Origin of the sequence: Vibrio sp. Vb1980, assembly GCF_033338615.1 — a bacterium.
In the GTDB taxonomy this organism is placed as follows: domain Bacteria; phylum Pseudomonadota; class Gammaproteobacteria; order Enterobacterales; family Vibrionaceae; genus Vibrio; species Vibrio alginolyticus.
On sequence record NZ_JAWOSZ010000009.1, the window covers coordinates 50,476 to 68,043 of the forward strand.

General features: G+C 32.3%; 20 protein-coding genes. 2 read left to right on the forward strand and 18 right to left on the reverse strand.

Annotated elements, in window-relative coordinates:
* Positions 1 to 45 precede the first annotated feature (45 nt).
* The 9 genes from R7F64_RS14730 to R7F64_RS14770 all read right to left on the reverse strand — a co-directional run bounded on the left by R7F64_RS14730 (position 46) and on the right by R7F64_RS14770 (position 10,498).
* Positions 46 to 639: a hypothetical protein gene (locus tag R7F64_RS14730; protein ID WP_318071855.1), complete on the reverse strand. Its 594-nt coding sequence runs from the start codon at positions 637 to 639 to the stop codon at positions 46 to 48.
* A gap of 115 nt (positions 640 to 754) precedes the next feature.
* Positions 755 to 1,735 (reverse strand): hypothetical protein, encoded by a 981-nt coding sequence (locus R7F64_RS14735; protein WP_318071856.1) that lies wholly within the window; start codon positions 1,733 to 1,735, stop codon positions 755 to 757.
* Between the two features lie 30 nt (positions 1,736 to 1,765).
* Complete coding sequence (locus R7F64_RS14740; RefSeq protein ID WP_318071857.1) at positions 1,766 to 4,366, reverse strand: hypothetical protein; 2,601 nt, start codon at positions 4,364 to 4,366, stop codon at positions 1,766 to 1,768.
* Positions 4,367 to 4,443: 77 nt separating this feature from the next.
* A complete protein-coding gene (locus tag R7F64_RS14745) occupies positions 4,444 to 7,275 on the reverse strand; it encodes a hypothetical protein (protein ID WP_318071858.1) in 2,832 nt (943 codons plus the stop codon).
* 131 nt (positions 7,276 to 7,406) lie between these two features.
* Positions 7,407 to 7,985 (reverse strand): hypothetical protein, encoded by a 579-nt coding sequence (locus R7F64_RS14750; RefSeq protein ID WP_318071859.1) that lies wholly within the window; start codon positions 7,983 to 7,985, stop codon positions 7,407 to 7,409.
* 116 nt (positions 7,986 to 8,101) lie between these two features.
* The gene (locus R7F64_RS14755) at positions 8,102 to 8,485 is read right to left on the reverse strand and encodes a hypothetical protein (RefSeq protein ID WP_005392956.1); all 384 of its coding nucleotides are present in this window, start codon (positions 8,483 to 8,485) and stop codon (positions 8,102 to 8,104) included.
* A 12-nt stretch (positions 8,486 to 8,497) separates the two neighbouring features.
* Positions 8,498 to 9,205 carry a ParA family protein gene (locus tag R7F64_RS14760; protein ID WP_031780314.1) on the reverse strand — a complete coding sequence of 236 codons (708 nt, stop codon included), beginning with the start codon at positions 9,203 to 9,205 and terminating at the stop codon, positions 8,498 to 8,500.
* 316 nt (positions 9,206 to 9,521) lie between these two features.
* Positions 9,522 to 9,818 (reverse strand): hypothetical protein, encoded by a 297-nt coding sequence (locus R7F64_RS14765; RefSeq protein ID WP_318071860.1) that lies wholly within the window; start codon positions 9,816 to 9,818, stop codon positions 9,522 to 9,524.
* Between the two features lie 11 nt (positions 9,819 to 9,829).
* On the reverse strand, positions 9,830 to 10,498 hold the full coding sequence (locus tag R7F64_RS14770; RefSeq protein WP_005392961.1) for a hypothetical protein: 669 nt from the start codon (positions 10,496 to 10,498) through the stop codon (positions 9,830 to 9,832).
* Between the two features lie 309 nt (positions 10,499 to 10,807).
* Between R7F64_RS14770 and R7F64_RS14775 the strand changes: the two genes are divergently transcribed.
* Complete coding sequence (locus R7F64_RS14775; protein WP_318071861.1) at positions 10,808 to 11,881, forward strand: hypothetical protein; 1,074 nt, start codon at positions 10,808 to 10,810, stop codon at positions 11,879 to 11,881.
* A gap of 51 nt (positions 11,882 to 11,932) precedes the next feature.
* On the opposite strand, the gene R7F64_RS14780 is transcribed toward R7F64_RS14775, so the two are convergent.
* From R7F64_RS14780 to R7F64_RS14805, 6 genes are all read right to left on the reverse strand, one after another.
* A complete protein-coding gene (locus R7F64_RS14780; RefSeq protein WP_138937402.1) occupies positions 11,933 to 12,454 on the reverse strand; it encodes a BspA family leucine-rich repeat surface protein in 522 nt (173 codons plus the stop codon).
* A gap of 50 nt (positions 12,455 to 12,504) precedes the next feature.
* On the reverse strand, positions 12,505 to 13,167 hold the full coding sequence (locus tag R7F64_RS14785; protein WP_138937403.1) for a hypothetical protein: 663 nt from the start codon (positions 13,165 to 13,167) through the stop codon (positions 12,505 to 12,507).
* Positions 13,168 to 13,261: 94 nt separating this feature from the next.
* A complete protein-coding gene (locus R7F64_RS14790) occupies positions 13,262 to 13,861 on the reverse strand; it encodes a hypothetical protein (protein WP_138937404.1) in 600 nt (199 codons plus the stop codon).
* A gap of 316 nt (positions 13,862 to 14,177) precedes the next feature.
* Positions 14,178 to 14,564, reverse strand: a complete 387-nt coding sequence (locus R7F64_RS14795; RefSeq protein ID WP_138937405.1) for a hypothetical protein — start codon at positions 14,562 to 14,564, stop codon at positions 14,178 to 14,180.
* A gap of 100 nt (positions 14,565 to 14,664) precedes the next feature.
* Positions 14,665 to 14,913 (reverse strand): hypothetical protein, encoded by a 249-nt coding sequence (locus R7F64_RS14800; protein WP_138937406.1) that lies wholly within the window; start codon positions 14,911 to 14,913, stop codon positions 14,665 to 14,667.
* Between the two features lie 285 nt (positions 14,914 to 15,198).
* Entirely contained in the window at positions 15,199 to 15,558 is a 360-nt protein-coding gene (locus tag R7F64_RS14805; RefSeq protein WP_318071862.1) for a DUF6750 family protein, read from the reverse strand.
* Positions 15,559 to 15,801: 243 nt separating this feature from the next.
* Between R7F64_RS14805 and R7F64_RS14810 the strand changes: the two genes are divergently transcribed.
* Positions 15,802 to 16,014 (forward strand): hypothetical protein, encoded by a 213-nt coding sequence (locus R7F64_RS14810; RefSeq protein ID WP_224055809.1) that lies wholly within the window; start codon positions 15,802 to 15,804, stop codon positions 16,012 to 16,014.
* Positions 16,015 to 16,046: 32 nt separating this feature from the next.
* Here R7F64_RS14810 and R7F64_RS14815 read toward each other — a convergent pair whose 3' ends face one another.
* The 3 genes from R7F64_RS14815 to R7F64_RS14825 are packed head-to-tail and all read right to left on the reverse strand — an operon-like array spanning position 16,047 to position 17,286.
* Positions 16,047 to 16,355: a hypothetical protein gene (locus R7F64_RS14815; RefSeq protein ID WP_031780319.1), complete on the reverse strand. Its 309-nt coding sequence runs from the start codon at positions 16,353 to 16,355 to the stop codon at positions 16,047 to 16,049.
* Between the two features lie 12 nt (positions 16,356 to 16,367).
* Positions 16,368 to 16,970, reverse strand: a complete 603-nt coding sequence (locus R7F64_RS14820; RefSeq protein ID WP_318071863.1) for a hypothetical protein — start codon at positions 16,968 to 16,970, stop codon at positions 16,368 to 16,370.
* A gap of 19 nt (positions 16,971 to 16,989) precedes the next feature.
* On the reverse strand, positions 16,990 to 17,286 hold the full coding sequence (locus R7F64_RS14825; protein WP_318071864.1) for a hypothetical protein: 297 nt from the start codon (positions 17,284 to 17,286) through the stop codon (positions 16,990 to 16,992).
* Between the last annotated feature and the right edge of the window lie 282 nt (positions 17,287 to 17,568).

Below are 17,568 nucleotides of genomic sequence, written 5' to 3' on the forward strand. Positions count from 1 at the left end.
GGGCGGTCTTTTTATACCTGAATAGGTCTTAACGCATATTGAATCTTATAGGTTATCAAACGCTGAAAGAGGTTGTTTCTCAGGGCTTTGAACTGCTTCACTGTCTGGTTCAAATTGAGCTTGAGATTCAGCGTAATGATCAAGTAAATCAGAAAGTGATTTATCGCTATCTTTAGCAGCTTCAACCTTTACAGCTTTAGAATAAGCTTTACGTCTAACTACTAGCTTTTCAGGCTTTTCTTCAAGCGGTTTAGCGTCTTCATTCTCTACTAAGTATTGGTAAAGGTTAGGTGCTTCAGTTTTGAAATTCTCAAGGTGTAACAATTGGAAAGTAACCTTGTTTTTACCACGCTTCTTAACAGGTTTATCAGTCGCTTCTTCATCACGTTCTACAACAACAGCTAAACGGTCACGAAGTTTTGGATCAGCTTTATCAATGTGTTTAGTTACAAACTGAATAACTTCATTTACAGCAATCTCAATTTCTGTTTCGTCAGTTAAACCAAAAAGAGTTTCTACTGTTTCATTGATCTTTTCTTTCTTCTCAGAAAAGTCTTTTTGAATCTTTAAAGCTTTTTCTAGTTGAGCTTGTAGTTCTTCAGGTGACATTGTGCGTGGATCAAAAGTAACTTGTGACATATCGTTTCTCTCACTGAATGAAGTAGGTCGTTAGAGAAACATTATGATAAGAAGATTTTTTTGTCAACATAAACAATAAAAAACATTGAAACTTTTTGTCTCAATGTTTTGTAAATTATCTTTTCAAACTTGAACCGTGTTTTTTCCTTTGTCTAGATCCAAGATTCTGTGATTGTTCTTGCTTTTGTTTCTCTTTTTCTTCTTCACTAGAAAGAGTTTGTTGAAAATCTAGCAAAGCGTCAGCTCTTGTATCTTCTAAGGCATTTGAAATCTTTTTATGATTCTTTTGAGCTTCTTCTAGATCTGGTTCAGTCTGACCAAACTCCGCTTTATATTCTGGTTTTGGTTTATCCTGATCGTTTGATTGTTCAGGTTTTGGTTTAGGCTTATCGAGCTTGTTATCTCTACCTAATTTCAATTGATCATTCTTAACTTCTTCTAAAGCTTTTTTAAAGTCTTCGTGAATTCCATTAGCGATAGTAATATCATCTAAATCAAACAGATCCTTGTCTCTAATTTCCATTAAGGCAGTTTTAAAGTTCAGAACATTCTCTTCACTGTGAGGGAATTTAGCGATGTGTTTATCAGGAACTAACATTAAACCTGCTACAATAGCGTCAGGCTTAGGTGAAGCACCAAGATACGCTTGTTTTACAGCTCTATTGAACTTTGACTTTTTAAGTTCAATGACTTTATTACCATCTTTATATAAGAAGTTATCACGCATATCGAAACTTTTAAGATATTCATCTTTTTTAGCTTCAAGCTCTTCTTCTCTTGAGTTGTATTTGTTCAGCGTTTTTGTAATCTCTTCCTGATTTTTGTTAGAAAAATCTAGATCGTCTTCCAGTTCAGAAACAAAGTCTAAACTATCATCGACTTTAGGTTTAGCTTGATCATCAAGAGCCATTTCAGGACTTTCTTCAACAGAACCAAGAACCATTTCATTCTCAGGAATTTCTTCTTCATCAAGCTCTAGGTCTACACCATCTAGATCAAGTTCTTCTTCAGCTTCTAAATCATTTTCATTTAGTTCTAAATCTTGATCGATTTCATCATCAAACTCATATTCTTCAATTTCATTCATATTACTCATATTAAATCTCCTTTTTATTTATTCGTAATTTTATTTTGTATTCTGTTTCAGTTTTTCAACTGTAGTATCTAATTTATTTATTAAAAATTGTGTCGCTCCCCACATCATCAGAATGTAAAACAATGTAGTGAATAGAAAAGGTGTTAAACCTGTTAAAACGTTTTCTATTGATAAACTCATAAATCTTAATGAGTCGATTTGTCTTTCAAAGATAAAGGTTAATGCTCTATCGTGTATCTCAGGCAAATTCAGTGCAAAAATCACAAGCATAGGAATGTATATAATCTCTATAAACAACTCAGAAACTAAGGCTGTGATACCATATTCTTGTAGTTCTACCGTTTCGGAAAAGGCTTTTAACCAAAACAGTGAAATATCAATTATCAGTTCAAACATTCTCGAAAAGATGTAAAGCCATACAGCGATAATGATTCCGTAAATCAGAGTGAATGTTGCAAGGCTCTTTGAGAAAAGGAATGTTGATATAAAATCTAGTGCAGAAGAAAGATTCACTTTCATAAAACTTGCTATATAACTACCTAACAACAGGCTTTGAATCGTTCCTTGCGTTGAATACTGGTTCTCCTTTACAGCCGAATCGAACATCAAAGGCACTATGATTGCTGTAGCAACATTCGCAGGTGCGCCAGCTTTAGCAGCTAACTTGTTTACTCCACCTAGAACCACGCCACCCATACCGTTTGATTTTGGTATTGCGCCCATTGCAACAGTGCCAACCTTAAGAGCAACAGCACTTTGCAGGTTTGAAACAGCTAGGTTTATCGCTTCATTCGTGATTGTTTCACACAGAAACCCATTCTTAATCTGATTTGGGTAATAAAGACAGGTCGCTAAACGCTCATAGGGTATTGTCAGGTCATTACCAAACATTTTCAAGAACGTTTCTTTTAGTGAAGGAACGAACAAGTGTTCAAACTCTAACAAACCAAAATTATCAAAAATCACGTTTTTGTTTTGTTTCAAGTTAAGACTAATTTCTAGATCAGCATATGAATCATTTTCATTAACAAAGTCTATAAAATAAACATTAGCAATTTTTGAAGTTTCAAATTTTCTAGACTCTAAAAGAGCAGCAGCACTATCTATCGTTCTATCTAATGGTTCACGAACCACATCTAACAGACCGTTTAAAGCTCCTAGCCTTTCTCTATACTCAGGGTTAATGTTAGATATTTTTTGCACTAACTCAGCACATATCAGGTAAGAGTTTTCACATTGTCTCTTAGTCAAATCTACTAACTCAGTAAAAGTGTATTTGTTAGCCGTTTCAACACCGTTATAAGTGTTTGTAGGAACTAACAAAACGTGTCTATCTTTAAGAGTTGAAGTGTTGCTATAAACTTCGTTTATATCAAAAAATTGTGACTGATATTGTGTCTTGAAAAACTCTATTGCAGCGCAAGAACTTGCTACTTGTAAGAACCTATGAACTACATATTTATTACTACCTTTAAGATCATACTCATAGATTGTAGGGCAATAGCTTAAAAGCTCACCTTCAAAAGCATAACTCTTACCAGAACTATTTATAATATTTTGAAAGTCAGCCGTTTGCTTTTCATTTTTGTATTGAGTAAATTCAATGTTTGCTAATTTATGACCAACTTTTTCAGAATGTTGTATCATTGCTTCAAAGTATGATTTAACAAACTCTTTTTCTTTTGATTCTAAATCAATAACAAATCTGTTTGCTTCATCATTTAAGGCTGTAACTGAAAGAAGAGTGATTTTATTCGTCAAACCGCCCATAGCAAACTCTACACGATATTCATTGTTTAAATATTCAATGCTGATCGTATCAATTTTTTCAGTAACATCTTCTTCAGTAGATTCATTACCTAGAAGATAAGTGTTAGTAAAGTTATAAAACTCTAAGTAAAAGTTTTCTGGTGATACTACTTTAATAGATGGAAGAGTGTATAAGTTATCGTTTAAATCTGTTACGTGCCTTTCAATGTCTAAAATTGTGTCAAACATAAACTCTTGAAACAACATAGGAATGACTGACTGAGAAGCGACAAATGATTGATTACCATTGTCAGACTTAATTTCCGTATCAAGTCTTACATTGATTAAAGCTAGACAAATCAGAGCTATAACAGCTCTTTTAACTACATTCGTATTGATGTTTTGTTTATCTACTGCAACAGAGATAATCGCTTGAACTGTGAACCATAAGAAGATCGAACCAAACAATGATTTTGCTAAAGCGTCAGCCGAATCAACCAATAAACTAAGGTAAACAGTTGCTTCATTAGATAGATATGAATCATTTACTGAACCATCAGAAACGTGAGGAAAAAGAACCGTAAACATTTCAGACAAGATCGGAAGCTGAATGTTTGTGTTAGGGTTTGCGTGAAGATTCAAACTAAAGAAAAATACAAAGCATATTGCAAAAGTTATTTTGTATTTCAAATCTATATCTTTTGATTTGTCATATGCTCTTTTGAAAGTTTTCGCTTGAGGTTTAAACAATAGAGAGAAAATGAATGTGAAAGGAATTAAGATTTTACTCAGCAAAAAAGAAAGAGTCGTAAATATTCCGTTCTTTTCTTTGTTTTTGTTTTCATTACTTTCATTTAAAATATTGTTTTGATTTTCGCTCATAATAATTAACCCTGTTTATAATATTCATAGCATATTTTTTTAATATTACAACAAGGCAATTATAAATAATTTACAAATTAATTTTCTTGTTTGTTCTTTTCTCTCTCTTTACGTTTTTGTTTGTTTTGAGAAACTTTGTTCATCGTTTTCTTCATTGCATTATAACCAACAACTGAAGCAGTAACATTTTTACCTTGATCTAAAACTCTGTTTCCTTCTTCAATAGAATTATCTACAAGTAGTTTATTCAGCATTTTTGCAGCTCTTGAATAAGTAAGCTTAATGATAAATATTGAAAGAATGAAAATTCCAAAAAACAACGACACTTGAGAAAAAATTAAATCAATTATTTGATCTAAAATATTTGCGTGGTCACTTCCTAGTGTCAAACCTGAAATTGTTGGAATATAATTTATAATTAATTTCATAAACTTATAGGTTAAATAGTTCAAAGAAGCAACTAGCACACTTAATGTAATTGGTGAAACATACAACAACAGGAAGAACAACAGAGCTTTTCTTTGTCTCTCAACTGTAAAAGCTGTTTGCATAACCGCAGCGACAAACACAATAGACATAAAACTGAATAACTCAAAGAAGTAGAATTGAGTTAAAAAGTGCCAAGTTGCAGGAATGGTCGGTAAGTAATAAATAGCGTCCATTACCAGACTCAGAACATAAAGCGCAGTTCCTAAAATCATCAAGAAGTAAGAACCGTCTTTCAATGCTTCAACTAAGCTTGAAACAGCACCAACTTTCGAGTTTTTACCAAAGATAGCTTGATGATCATCTTTGTTCTTATGCTTGCCAAAGTTTACAAATGCTTCTGAAGCTGCACCTGATACATAACCAGTAAGACCAACAACAATAAGAGGTTTTGCAAGTTCTTTCAGGTCTTCACTCATTCGATTCCATTCAATGAAACCTTCAAAATTCTCTTGAACATCAGCGCACGAATCTTTATCACCATTACAGGCAAATCTCCCCATTCTAGATAGGCGATTTACTGTGATATTGGCATATTCTGTTAAACCTGATTTAAGAGCTTGAGTATCACCATTTGCAGCGTCATTGATGAAGCTAGAATCATCTAGAGTGTATTCAAGCATACTCGTAGTAAGGTCATTCGCTACAAACTCAGTTTTTGTATCAACTGACTCAATCAAAGGTTTTAAATGTGCATTTACTTGACTTATCGTTGTGTCGATAGGTGGATTTTCTTCTAAGGTAAAATCAGGTAGAGCTTGCGTATATTCAAACTTGTGAACGTCTATCAATTCAGCATAAACTCTGATCATATTGTTCGATTGCTTGTTGATGTAAGACAGAAAATCGCTTTGAGCTTCAGCCCCTTGATTGTAGTAATGAACAAGAATCTTTTCGTGATTCGACATTCCTTCCATCAGCTTAAGATAACCTTCATTAACCTTCTTATACTCAGCTTTAAGGTAATCTACTGCTTCTTGTGCAACAGGGTAGCTTGCTTCTTTATACATCGTTACAGATTGGTCAACTAGCGTCTTGTTGTCTTCATAAATGTAAGCAACATGATTAAGTGGTTGAACGGTATCATCAGCAAAATCGACACATTCAAACTCCGTGATTTGATAAGCCTGATCTGAAAGATAGTCATTGATTTGCTTGTTTGTTTCTTTAACAAACGCACCTTGACGAACACATTGAGACTTAGACAGGTTCTTAGCTATCTGATCGTTCAATGATTGAAGATACAACAGATTATCGAAGTTGCTATCAATCACAGTAGAACGGTAATACTCGTTAGAAGTTTTCACTGAACCCCATATCAGACCCTTTTTATACTCTTTAGAGTAAAGATCTAAGATTTCCTTTAAATTAGAATGAGAATAAAGCGAATCGCCATATTTAGAGATATAAGCAGCTTTAAGCTTTTGACCACCTTCATAGTAAGACTTACTGATAATTGCATTGTGAAGAGTGTTCTTGAAGTCTATAGCGATAAGCTTTTCAAACGTTGATTGAGATACGTTTGACGAAGAGAATTTATCAACGCCACAGTTAGCGATTTCAACACCAACTAACAGCCCTGCGTCCCCAATGCGATAACCGATTTTTCTTTCATCACGTTCTTGACCGATGATGAACGGCTCATTTTTCTTATAGTAAAAATCGTGAATAGCTTTAGGACTATCAAACAGATTCATAGCATATTGATTCTCTTCTATATGATAGTTTTGAGTTCTCGATAGACACACGTTGATTTTTGCTAGTGCAAGAATATCAAGTATTGCTTCATTATCTGAATGGTCTGTAAATCCTTTAGCAGCAGTATTTTCAAACTCTTTTAACTCAGCAATCATTGTAGATCGAGCAAGGTAGTTACCCGTTTCAAGGGTAGCACGAACTTGAAAAACATTGAGCAAATCACTTCTAGCCAAAAACTGAATCAAAATTATCATACAAACTAACGTTGTGAAAAACTTAATGTTTTTGTTTTTATCTTGCTCTGAAGAGTTTTGAAAGTAGTGTCTGTGAATTAGAAAAATAACTAATAGAGCAGTCAAAGCCCAAGTATAAAGACTTGTGCCTAAGATTTTCTTCTTATCATCACGATTAGCAACAGCAGAATCATACTTTTGCTGCGCTTGAACGTTGTATCTGTTAGCCGTTTCTTCATCAAGAAATTGATTTTCTGAATATGGTGAAAATGGTTCATATTTCAAATACTCAGCTTTGTTGCGTCTTGCGCCAATGTCTAGTGATTGGCAAATACCACCATCAGCTTTAAATAAACTGTAATTTCCATTTGAACCTTTCAAATCATTGAATGAAGTTATACAACTTTCATCATTAAGTTTTTCAGTAAAGTTACAACCTGACAATAAAGTTATTAAAAATGTTGTGAATATAATCCTTTTTGTTTTGTTCATTACATAATCCTTTGTTATATAATTTCTATACCACAGATTTAACAAAATACAACAAAGAAGGAGAAATATTTTTATATGTTTGAGGGCATAAAAAAAGCACTGTGAAAAGTGCTCTTTAGGAAGGTGATGGTTTATTCTTCTTCAATTTCAATACCACAGGCTTTTTGTGCATTTTCTTGGTTAGTATCATTTTGGTTAAAGGCGATATAACCTGCTTTCATTGACTCACAGAAAGGAGAATTTTCAGAAGGGAAATATTTAATATTTTTTGTTATGTAAATCTCACCGAATGTTATGTTTTCTAAAAATCTCACATCTACAATATCATTACCTTTCATATGTAGCTGTTTCAGTTTCTTAATTTCACCTATGTTCAATTCTTCAAGATTCTTATTGTCATTGATGTAAAGAACATAGCCGTAATCAGCAGGTAGTTCACTTAAATCTATACGTTTTATCGCTTCTTTTTGTTCGTCCGTGTCGTGGAAAATCATTAGGGTAATGTCTTTCTTAACTCTTCCAAACTCAGCATAACGGCTCTTATACGCACTGTTTTGAACAGTGATGTTCAGTTGAGGACAATCCAAGCGAGGAATGTCTTTCTTTTCCCAACTCTTTTGAATAAAGTTTGAGTCAATAACACATTCAGCAAAAGCAGTAGAGCTTAAAGCAAGTGTTGTTAATGTAAGTAATGTTTTTAATTTGTTCATATTCGTTTCCTTATTGGTTGTTTAAAGATTTATACTAAAAATGGGATTTTCTAGTTCCTCAGTTTTGAAATTGAAAAGACTTCGCTAGTTTCAACTTCAAAAATCGAGGTTAAGTATTATTTTTTTAAATTATTTAGTTTCGATTGTGCAGTCTTTAGATGTATCTGAATGTCAAAGAAGAAAGCTTCAATAAATATTTTTTCCATAGCAGGGCATTTCTCTTCAGGATCAAGTTCTTTAATTTCTGCATATAGAGTTTTAAGGTCTTTCATTAAATCCCAATACTCAGCAGGAACATTGTTCAAAAGTTTAGATCTGAATTCTTTCTTGTAAATCTTTGCGTTAGAATCTTCAGGTTTAATTTTTTTCTTTTGTTTCTTTTTCTCTTGCTCTTTGTTTGGAACTAAAAGAGCGTCTTTACCAAATTGTTCACGCATTGAAGAAAGGTCTTTAGTTCTTTCTTCTTGCATTTGTTCTCTAAGTTTCTGTGCCATATCCATTTATAATTCTCCTTATGCAGATAGTAGGTTAAGTTCTGAAGCTAGTGCTTTAATGTCACGAGCTGCACGACTAGATTTTGTTTGAGGTAGTTCTAGAACAGCAAAGCCTTTGTTACTTGCTTTAACGTAATCCGCACGTTCATAAATGACTGAATCTAGTAGTTCCAAGTGATCTAGAGCTTCGACACGCTCAACTAGGTTTAAGAATCGTGGACTTGTTTTAGTTGTTCTGTGATGGATTCGACACGCTAGAACCTTGCCAGTCACTTTCTTATTAGCCGTTTTAGAGACTTGTTTAAGAGTCTCATTCATCGTTTCTAGGCTTTGTAAGTCGATTTCTGAAAGACCAGTAGGAATGATGATGTGATCAACGATAGAGTAAATGACACGGTGATCGGGTGAGTCGTAACCGCCTAAGTCATAAACTGCATTTACATTGTTTTCTTGAATGAAATTGAAGTATGTTTCAAAGTTATTTACTACTTCGATAGAACCATCTTCTTTAATCTTTCTTTCAAAAGATTCAAAGATTGACGCTTCAACAGGTAAGATTTTCTTTGCTTCAGCAATTTTAGTTCTGATCTTGTTGATAAAACTAAAGTTTGAAGTTGAGTCGTGAGCAATCATTATAGAATCTTTAATGATTGAATTGATTTGTTGTGAAGTTGTGCTTTTGCCAACGCCACCTTTGCCTGAACATATAGCCACTGAGATTGTCATAATCATATCCTCTACATTATATTTTGTTTTGTGATAGTTTTAATGTATCAATCATTTGTTATATGTAAAGTTATCAGGCCAGAATTGATTTGGCCAGAAAATAATATTATTTATTTTTAAGGATTTTCTTTGTTAAAAAAGTTCCTTTAAGTGCCTAAAAAATAATATTATTTTTTCCTAGAAATAATATTATTTCTACATATTAGAAAGTTGTGAAGGATAGAATGGTTTTACTTGAGTCAAATTTTTGAAAAAATAACGCTCTAATGAGCGTCATTTCAATGTCTGAAGTGTTTCTAGTTAAGGCTTTGTGTCGTCATAAACCTAGTGCTTTAGCAAGAGGTTTGAGAGTGTCAGAGCATAGAGGAATGACCAGTGAATCAGGTTTAAGATACTCTTTTGAAAGTTTCATAACCTGATACTTTGAATATTCTTTGTAGATTCTGTAATGGTGAATATCATTGTGTGTAACAGTAAAATCAGCATAGTTACTATCAACTTCAACAACTTCAAAAGTTAGACAATCAGAACTTAATGAATCAACTTCTTTTACATCTATGTGTCTTGATGGTAGAGAGCTAACCAATAACTCTTTTATAATATTGTTTATCATTGTCATTCTCCTTAACTTATACCAATGAAAGTAAGTGTTTCTTGAATTACTAAGATTGTATTTTGTAGATTAATCATCATAGTAGAACCGAACATAGCTAAAACGAGCTTCCCATAGTTTTGTTGAATTGCAGGTTTCTCAGGCTCTTTTCTCAACTGCATAACGGTTAGTAGAAAAGTGATTATTCCAATAATCTTAAACATTAAAAATCCGTTAGATACTGCTTCATCAATGGCTTTCTTATCTTCAGCACTAAAACCTTTATCATTCATCAATTCTTCTACAGGTTTAATCACTTCAGCCGTTGAAGTGTCAAAGCAACTTGAAGTTTTAAGATCTGCGTAAGCACTACAGTATCCGTTATTTTTTCCAAATATTGACGTTGTAACAACGTCCATTGCACCCGTTAAATTGAAACACAGCGCACCAACTAACAAACTTGCAATAGCGACTTTTGGTTTTGAGTTGGGTGAATTTGGATTATCGCCGTGTTCTTTAAGCTTCTTTACGCCAATAATTAAAAAGAGAATACCTAGACAGGTAGAAAGAATGAAAGCAAAAGTATCAAAACTCTTTAAGATTAAACCTAGATTGCTTAAATCATTTGCAAACGTAATATAAGAAAAGTTACTGACTAATAGTAAAAGAAATGTTTGTATTTTTTTGTTTTGTATATCCATATAAAAATCCTTTGTTATATGGATAGTGAAACATTGCAAAAACTTTAGTCAAACAAATCATAGAAGGGTAAAGCAGATTTTGTTTTAGGTTGGGAATATTTTAATACTAAGAAACAACTAGAAAGCAAGAAAAATATTTTATTAATTTTATGTTTTCTATGAAATGTTAAAAAATAGCATAATAATATTTACTGAACTGCATTGTTTTTTTAAGTCTAACATTGATTAATTGTTTATATTTCCTTGTATTTTACCATTTTGATGATAAATAAATTATATGGAATACAATATAATTAAAAGGAAATGATAATGAACATTAAAAAAATTCTATTAGCTACGTCAGCTTTAACAAGTATCTACTCTCAAGCTGCTTACTATGCAGTTGTAAACGTTCCAGTGGCAATAGGTGGCTCTGATCAACCAGAAATCTTAGTGACGAAGGACGATCCGTTATCGACTACAGGAACATATCAAGTCTTAAACTCAAAGCTTTTAAGCACAAACACGATAATCAGTGCAGATGGTTGTGATACTGAACTGACAGGAAGCACAGAATCAGGAACATTTCAGTATATAAACGATGGTTGTAGTGATGAAGATTCAATCACCTTCTTAGCTGAAGCAGGTTTGATGAAGACGGTTAAGATGTGGAATTACAATTGTGACTACAAATCAAATGAATGGTTAGAAGCTGCTTACAATGGCGTAGACGGTCTTTATTACAATCCTCGTTCTTGTAGCATTGATGGTTCAAACATCAACTACTTAATGAGTTATGACTCTATACCTGCAACGTGGTTGAGAGGTATAAATATAAACACTGTAGGCGGTCACGAAGGTTCAGGAGAACTAGGAATGATGATGATGGAAGGTGGCGGTGAAGGTGGAGAACCTGGGCTAGGAGAAGGCTCAAGCAAGTTAATCTTGCCACGAATCCAAGTAATCTACGGTGATATTTTTATTCAAAATCCATCACTTACAGAGATCGATATGAGAAATCTAATCTATGTAACGGGTAACGTGATAGATATGCAAGATTTACATATGCTTTCTACTTTAGAGTTTCCTAATCTACGTTCTTACGGCGGAACTGTTTTAGACGTTGTTGTAAGAGGCGCAATGAATGCCTTTATGATTGATATTCCCTATTTACGCTACGTAGGATTACTTGACATAAGACACACTTCAATCACTGATTTGTCGAATCTACCTAACTTACGACAAGCGTACATTGATGTTGGTCCACACGATTTTTTCTTGTATCAACCAGTAAATAAATTCCCTTCAAAAAGTTCTGATTTTTGTCGAGGTGTGAGAGGTGGAGATATTTACTTCAGTGAAACTCGATCACAAACCAACGCTATGAACTCTTGCAGTTACTAAGTTCAAGCAAAAAAGAACACTCCAACAGGGAGTGTTTTTTTGATGGTTTTCTTATCTAAACTTAGATGGAATATGATCGACAGGTGCTTCAAAGTAACCTTTATAGTAGAAATCCATCCAAGAAGTTGCGCTTGAAACGTCCCAGCCACTTAGATCGTGAGGGTAGTCTAGATTCACATAAAGAAACATATCAAAGTTCTCTACATTCGATACGTCCCAACCACTTATATCAATGTCAAAATCAGGATTCATAGCCATAGGTTGAGTCATAAAATTTGATAGAGTTTTTGCGCTGCTCATATCCCAATTTGATATGTCTTGGTTGAAGTTAGGGTAGCCAGTCAGTAAGTAAGAGAAGTCTTCAATTTGACCAACGCAAGCCTTAGTAACATCATCACCATTTGCAATCATAGTGTCTAGTTCAGATCTTGTTAGTTCTTTACCTACACAGCCGTTTACTGGTGGTGGTGTTGGTTCTTGTCCTGCTGTGTAATTTGCGTTAATTACAGCAACGAATTGCTGTGCATTTGCGACACTTGCGAAAAGTGCCATTCCTAAAAGTATTTTATTCATTATTATTCCTTGTTATATTTGTATGATTTCTACTTCACCATTCGTAAATGTTAAAATGAAAAAGTATGTTTATCGAATTGGTTTTCTTTAATTTCTTCTAAGCTAAGTAGATTCTGATCTAACTCAACAGTGTGTCTATCTTTGTTAATAAACAAGTGACTCTTAAAATATCTATTAACTATCTGATTCAAAGTGTCTTTGTTTAGGTTGTTTTCTAAAGCAATCTCTGTAAGTCTTGCTTTTTTAACTTCTCCATTTTCATCAAAGCTATTCAGAATCAACTTAAATAAATCAAAAGATAACGCTCGTTTTGTTAAAGTGTTTCTTAAAAAACAGAGGTAGTTATCGAAAGGGCAATCGAAAGTTATGCTATGAATCCCTTTACTCACAGTAAGCTTTTTAGATTCGAACGTTACAGATAAAGATTCATTGCTAAATAGTAAAGGTGATAAGAACACTTTGTTTTTATCTATTGTCGCTAATTTGTATTCTACTAATTTGTTAAGATAGTTTCTTGATTGTTGGTATGAACGCTTTAATGTTCTAAGTTCTCTGTAAACGTCAGTTACTAACATTGCGTTATGATCTGATGATGAAACGACTATACAAGTGTTTTCGATAAACTTATGAGATTGTTCACCGAAACAATAAAGCAAAGCTCTTACTTCATTGTAATTGGTAAATATTGATTTGTTGTTCTTGATTAAAAACATTAATTTTCTCCTTGTTATATTTTTTTGATTTATTCAAGGGTTAAAGAAAAATAATATTATTTTTAATTTTAAATAATATTATTTCTAGTTTTCTTCAATTGAATATCTTTCTGATTTCTAGCATTTTTTTATAATGCTTGTAAAAATCACGTTCTGAACCGAAAAGCATATCTTTTTCAGGATCGAGAAATTTTAATTTGTGTTTTGCTTCTTTATGATTCTCAGCAAGATTGTGAATACCTACATTCAGCTTTGAGATCGCTTCATTGAACGTATCCGCACTCTCTAAACCAATCTTTGAACTAGCAAGACTCAAAAGCTTTTTACACTCAGCAAACTGTTTCTCAGTGTTGCTTAGTTCTTCTCTGATTCTTTGCTCCATTACTCGTTTATCACGCTGTAAACGGTTATCTATGGTTCTGAACTTCTCTTTATGAAGCTCTATATAGTGCATTACTTGCTTTACGATAAGAGGCGATAGTTCTCTAGGGAAAAGAAGGTAAGTAGTCTTTTCATTGATAGTTTGAGTCAGTTTGATTTGTCCCAAATGATCAGTAACTTGATAATCAGTTACTTTAGTTGTTGGTGAAACCAGAAAGCGAATCTGATCTGACCAAGTTAGATTGTCTATCCCTGCAAAACTAAACGTTCCATTTGATTTTTCTTTAAGCAAATTCTCTCTGATGTTATTCATAACCTTTCTCCAATATCTTTAATTATTTTTTATCGTATATTTTGATTTATTCAAGGGTTTGGACAAGAAAGGGGATCGTCAAAGTGTTGTTGAAGTGAGGTATTGCAAGGGTTTGAAGGTGATATGATTTGAAAAAAAAAGTATTATAATGAACGAAAAAATAATATTATTTTTTACGAGAAATAATATTATTTCAAGAGCTACAAAATGGGATTTTGTTCCTCCCAATTTTCATTCAAAACCGCTTTGCTCCTTTTTAAATGCAAAATGTGCGAGGTTCAGCAAAAGAAAAAGACCGTTTTAAGGTCTTTATAAATCAGTGTAGTGAGTGTTTAGAACGGCAAGCTTGGAAGGTAGTTTCACGGTAGTTTGTATCTGTGATTAGTCTCAGTGCTTGTAAAGGTAAAGAGTCGATAATTAGTTGTATCTCTCTATTAGATTCAGCTTCATAACAGTTACTATCTAAGCAAAAGCTTTGTGCTGTATGGTCAAACGTTAATCTTGGCTCTGACATTCTTTTATTTTCATAATCTACAGCTTTAATAAAACAGTAAATGTTTCCTTTCTCAGTGATTGAAAGGTAGCCGAAACCGCCATAAGAATCAGTTTCATCGAAACATTCTATATCAAAAATTATCTCTGCATTATCACCAAAGTTTTTGAATTGTAGTTCTGAAAGCTTTATCTCTTCATTTAGTATCATAGTAAAGTCCTTTTTCATATCTTCTAGAATCGTTTTATAATCCTAGAAGATTTTGTCAAGTATTATAGTGCTATTTTTTATAATGTTTACTGGTAAAACTTTAAGCGATTAAAGCTTCTTCAAGTAATGCTCTTGTCATTGCATTGTATTCATTTAAGTTTCTTACTCTCTTTGTATTTATGTTTAAGTTTTCACAGATGTTCAAAGACATTTGTTCAATGTTTGTATCTGCGACACTTAGAATCATTCTACTACCAAAAGTTTCTTTATTCTTTTGAGCGTTTTCAATGTATTCAGATCTTGCTCTATCTAATAATCTTTGTAGTTCTAATGCTTTTGAATTTTTCATAATATTAATTTCCTTTCTTAAGTTCCAATATACTTTTTATATAATATTTTTTGATTTATTCAAGGGTTTTAAAAAATAATATTATTCGTATTTTGGAATAATACTATAATGTAGGCTTTATTTTGTGATTGAGGTAGGTGAGAATAATATTATCTCTAGGGAAAAATAATATTATTTTTATTGTGAAATAATATTATTTCGTAACCCTGATAATATTACAGCACAAAAAAAGCTCTACCGAAGTAGAGCAAAAATTAAAGGAAATGTTTTTTTTACTATGTCAAATTAAGAAAAATCGTTAAAGCCTCCTGATCCATTACCATCACGAGATCCATCACCAAATAGTGTTTTTTGCATAACGTCTGATGTAGAACCTAGACCGAACAATAACGCTCCTGCCAGTATGAAAATCAGAGGTTTACCCAGTGGCACTTGTTGAGGGTTGTCACCGTGTTTCTTCAGGTTTAAACCACCAATAATCAAGAATACGATTCCTAATAGCGTAGAACCCATAACAGCCATTGTAGTGACAGCGTTGATCTGTGTTCCGATTGCCGTTGCTGTATCGCCTATATTCTTTGCTGCAAAAGCTGAAGTAGTTGCAAAAGCAAGCATACTTGTAAATAAAATTTTTAATCTATTCATTTGAAAAGTCCTTTTTCTTTTAGTCCTACAATTCAATAAAACTGATTTATTTTTTTTGTAAATAGCAAAAAAGTTTTTCAAAGAAGGGGAAAGCAAATAAACCTTTATCTAAAAGGTTTTTGAGTGTCGAAAAAATATAAATATTTTAATGCTTGGTTGAAAAATAATTCTCTAAAATTGATATTACTCTTCTACGATATACGATGTAAGTAAATACATAATATATATAGAAGGAGTGTTTTAATGAATGAAATAGAAGAAAGAATTATTCAAGAAGTGAAAGATAGTGCTTTAGCAATTGTTGCTGAAGATGTATCACAGTTAACTATTGATCAAAGAATCTGTTTTGAACAAGAACTTGAAGATATTATTCAAAGTTATCTTGAACAAGAGATTGATAGAAAACAATGCTTAAAAAGAGTCAAAGCATTACTAAGGAAATATGGAAAAGACTAACCAAAAACCAAAAACCAAAAAAAAGACAGCACTCATTTTGTGCTGTTTTTTACGTATTGTTTAAAGTCTTTATGGTTTGATAGTTCATTGAAAATAAGTTCTTCAAGTTGTTTTGAGATTCGGTAATAGGGGAAATAATTACTTTCACTATCTTTCTGTTTTTCGATAAGGTTCAGTTCTATCAGAATCTTTGTCAATGCTTGATTTGAGATTCTAGATTTGGCTAACAAAATTTGTTCTTTTGTTCTGATAGAGTTTGATTCAAAGATAAACTCTACAAAATGTTTTAGTCTTAACCTCTCCAACTTCTCTTTTCTTGATTTTTGTTTGTTTATGTTCATAGAAGCAACCCTTTAAGCGATTGCTTCATCTATAGCTTTGTTAAAAGAAGATTCAAACAAGATTTCATCATAGTTTTCATCACAGTGACCTTCTTCAACTTTCAGATATTCCAAAAGTTCTTCTTTTGTAAAAACATTATCTTCATACTTAAAGAAAAGAGTGTTGTTAGATTGAAATACAATTACTGTATAGAAACTATTCTCAGTTTCAATATCAAACTCTTCAAAATTATAATCTAAACCTTCCAGTATCGTTTTGCTCATTTCAAAACTACAATATTCAAAAGTTGTTTTATGTTTTTTGCCAAAGCTGCGATTTTCAATAACAGTTGAATTAATCAGGTCATTCTTATCAAAAACAATGTGTTCCATTTTTTTTCTGGATTTTTCAAACTCTTCGTGAGCAATGTGTTTGAAATGTTCATAAACTTCTTCATTGTCCATATCATATTCATCACCAAACTCTTCTCTCATTTCATTAGGTAAGTAGCAAGAATTATCAATAGTATCTTGAGCGTAAAATCTTTGAAACTCTTTTTCTGTAGGGAAATCTAACTCTGCTGCATTGATAAAATATAGATTTGATTCTTTTGTGCTTTCTTTAAACTCTTTCATTATTATTCTCCTTTCATATTTATTTGATTACTATTTCTTCTTGGTTTTCGATACGTGATAAAGTGCTTTCTATATAATCTTTTAGTGATTGTGTTCTGATATTTTCAACTTCCCAATCAAGTTTATATGTGTGAGAAAGTGAGGTGTCCAACTTACTCTCTATTAGCTTATACATTTCTTCAATTACTAATTGAACATCAAAGTAATTTAAGTTGAAATTATCAATCGTCTTATGAACTCTAAAATCAATTTTAAAACCTTTAGACTTTACTACTATCTTTAACTCTTTCATAAACTGTGAATACATATTTGTCATAATCATTCTCCTTATCTTATATAATATTTATATCATTTTTTTATTTATTGTAAAGCTATACAATATAAAAATATTATTATGCTATTGAAGAATCCTTATAAATATAGGTTTTTAGTATGTATAAATATTTTAATACTTTTAAAATATTGTAGAGCAACACTATACAAAAACAAAAAAACCACTCCGAAGAGTGGCTTTTAAATATCATTAATTAGTATTTGTGCTTGGTGAAGTTTCAGTTAGATTTCAGGTTAAAACAACAAATCTAAACGTATGGATTGC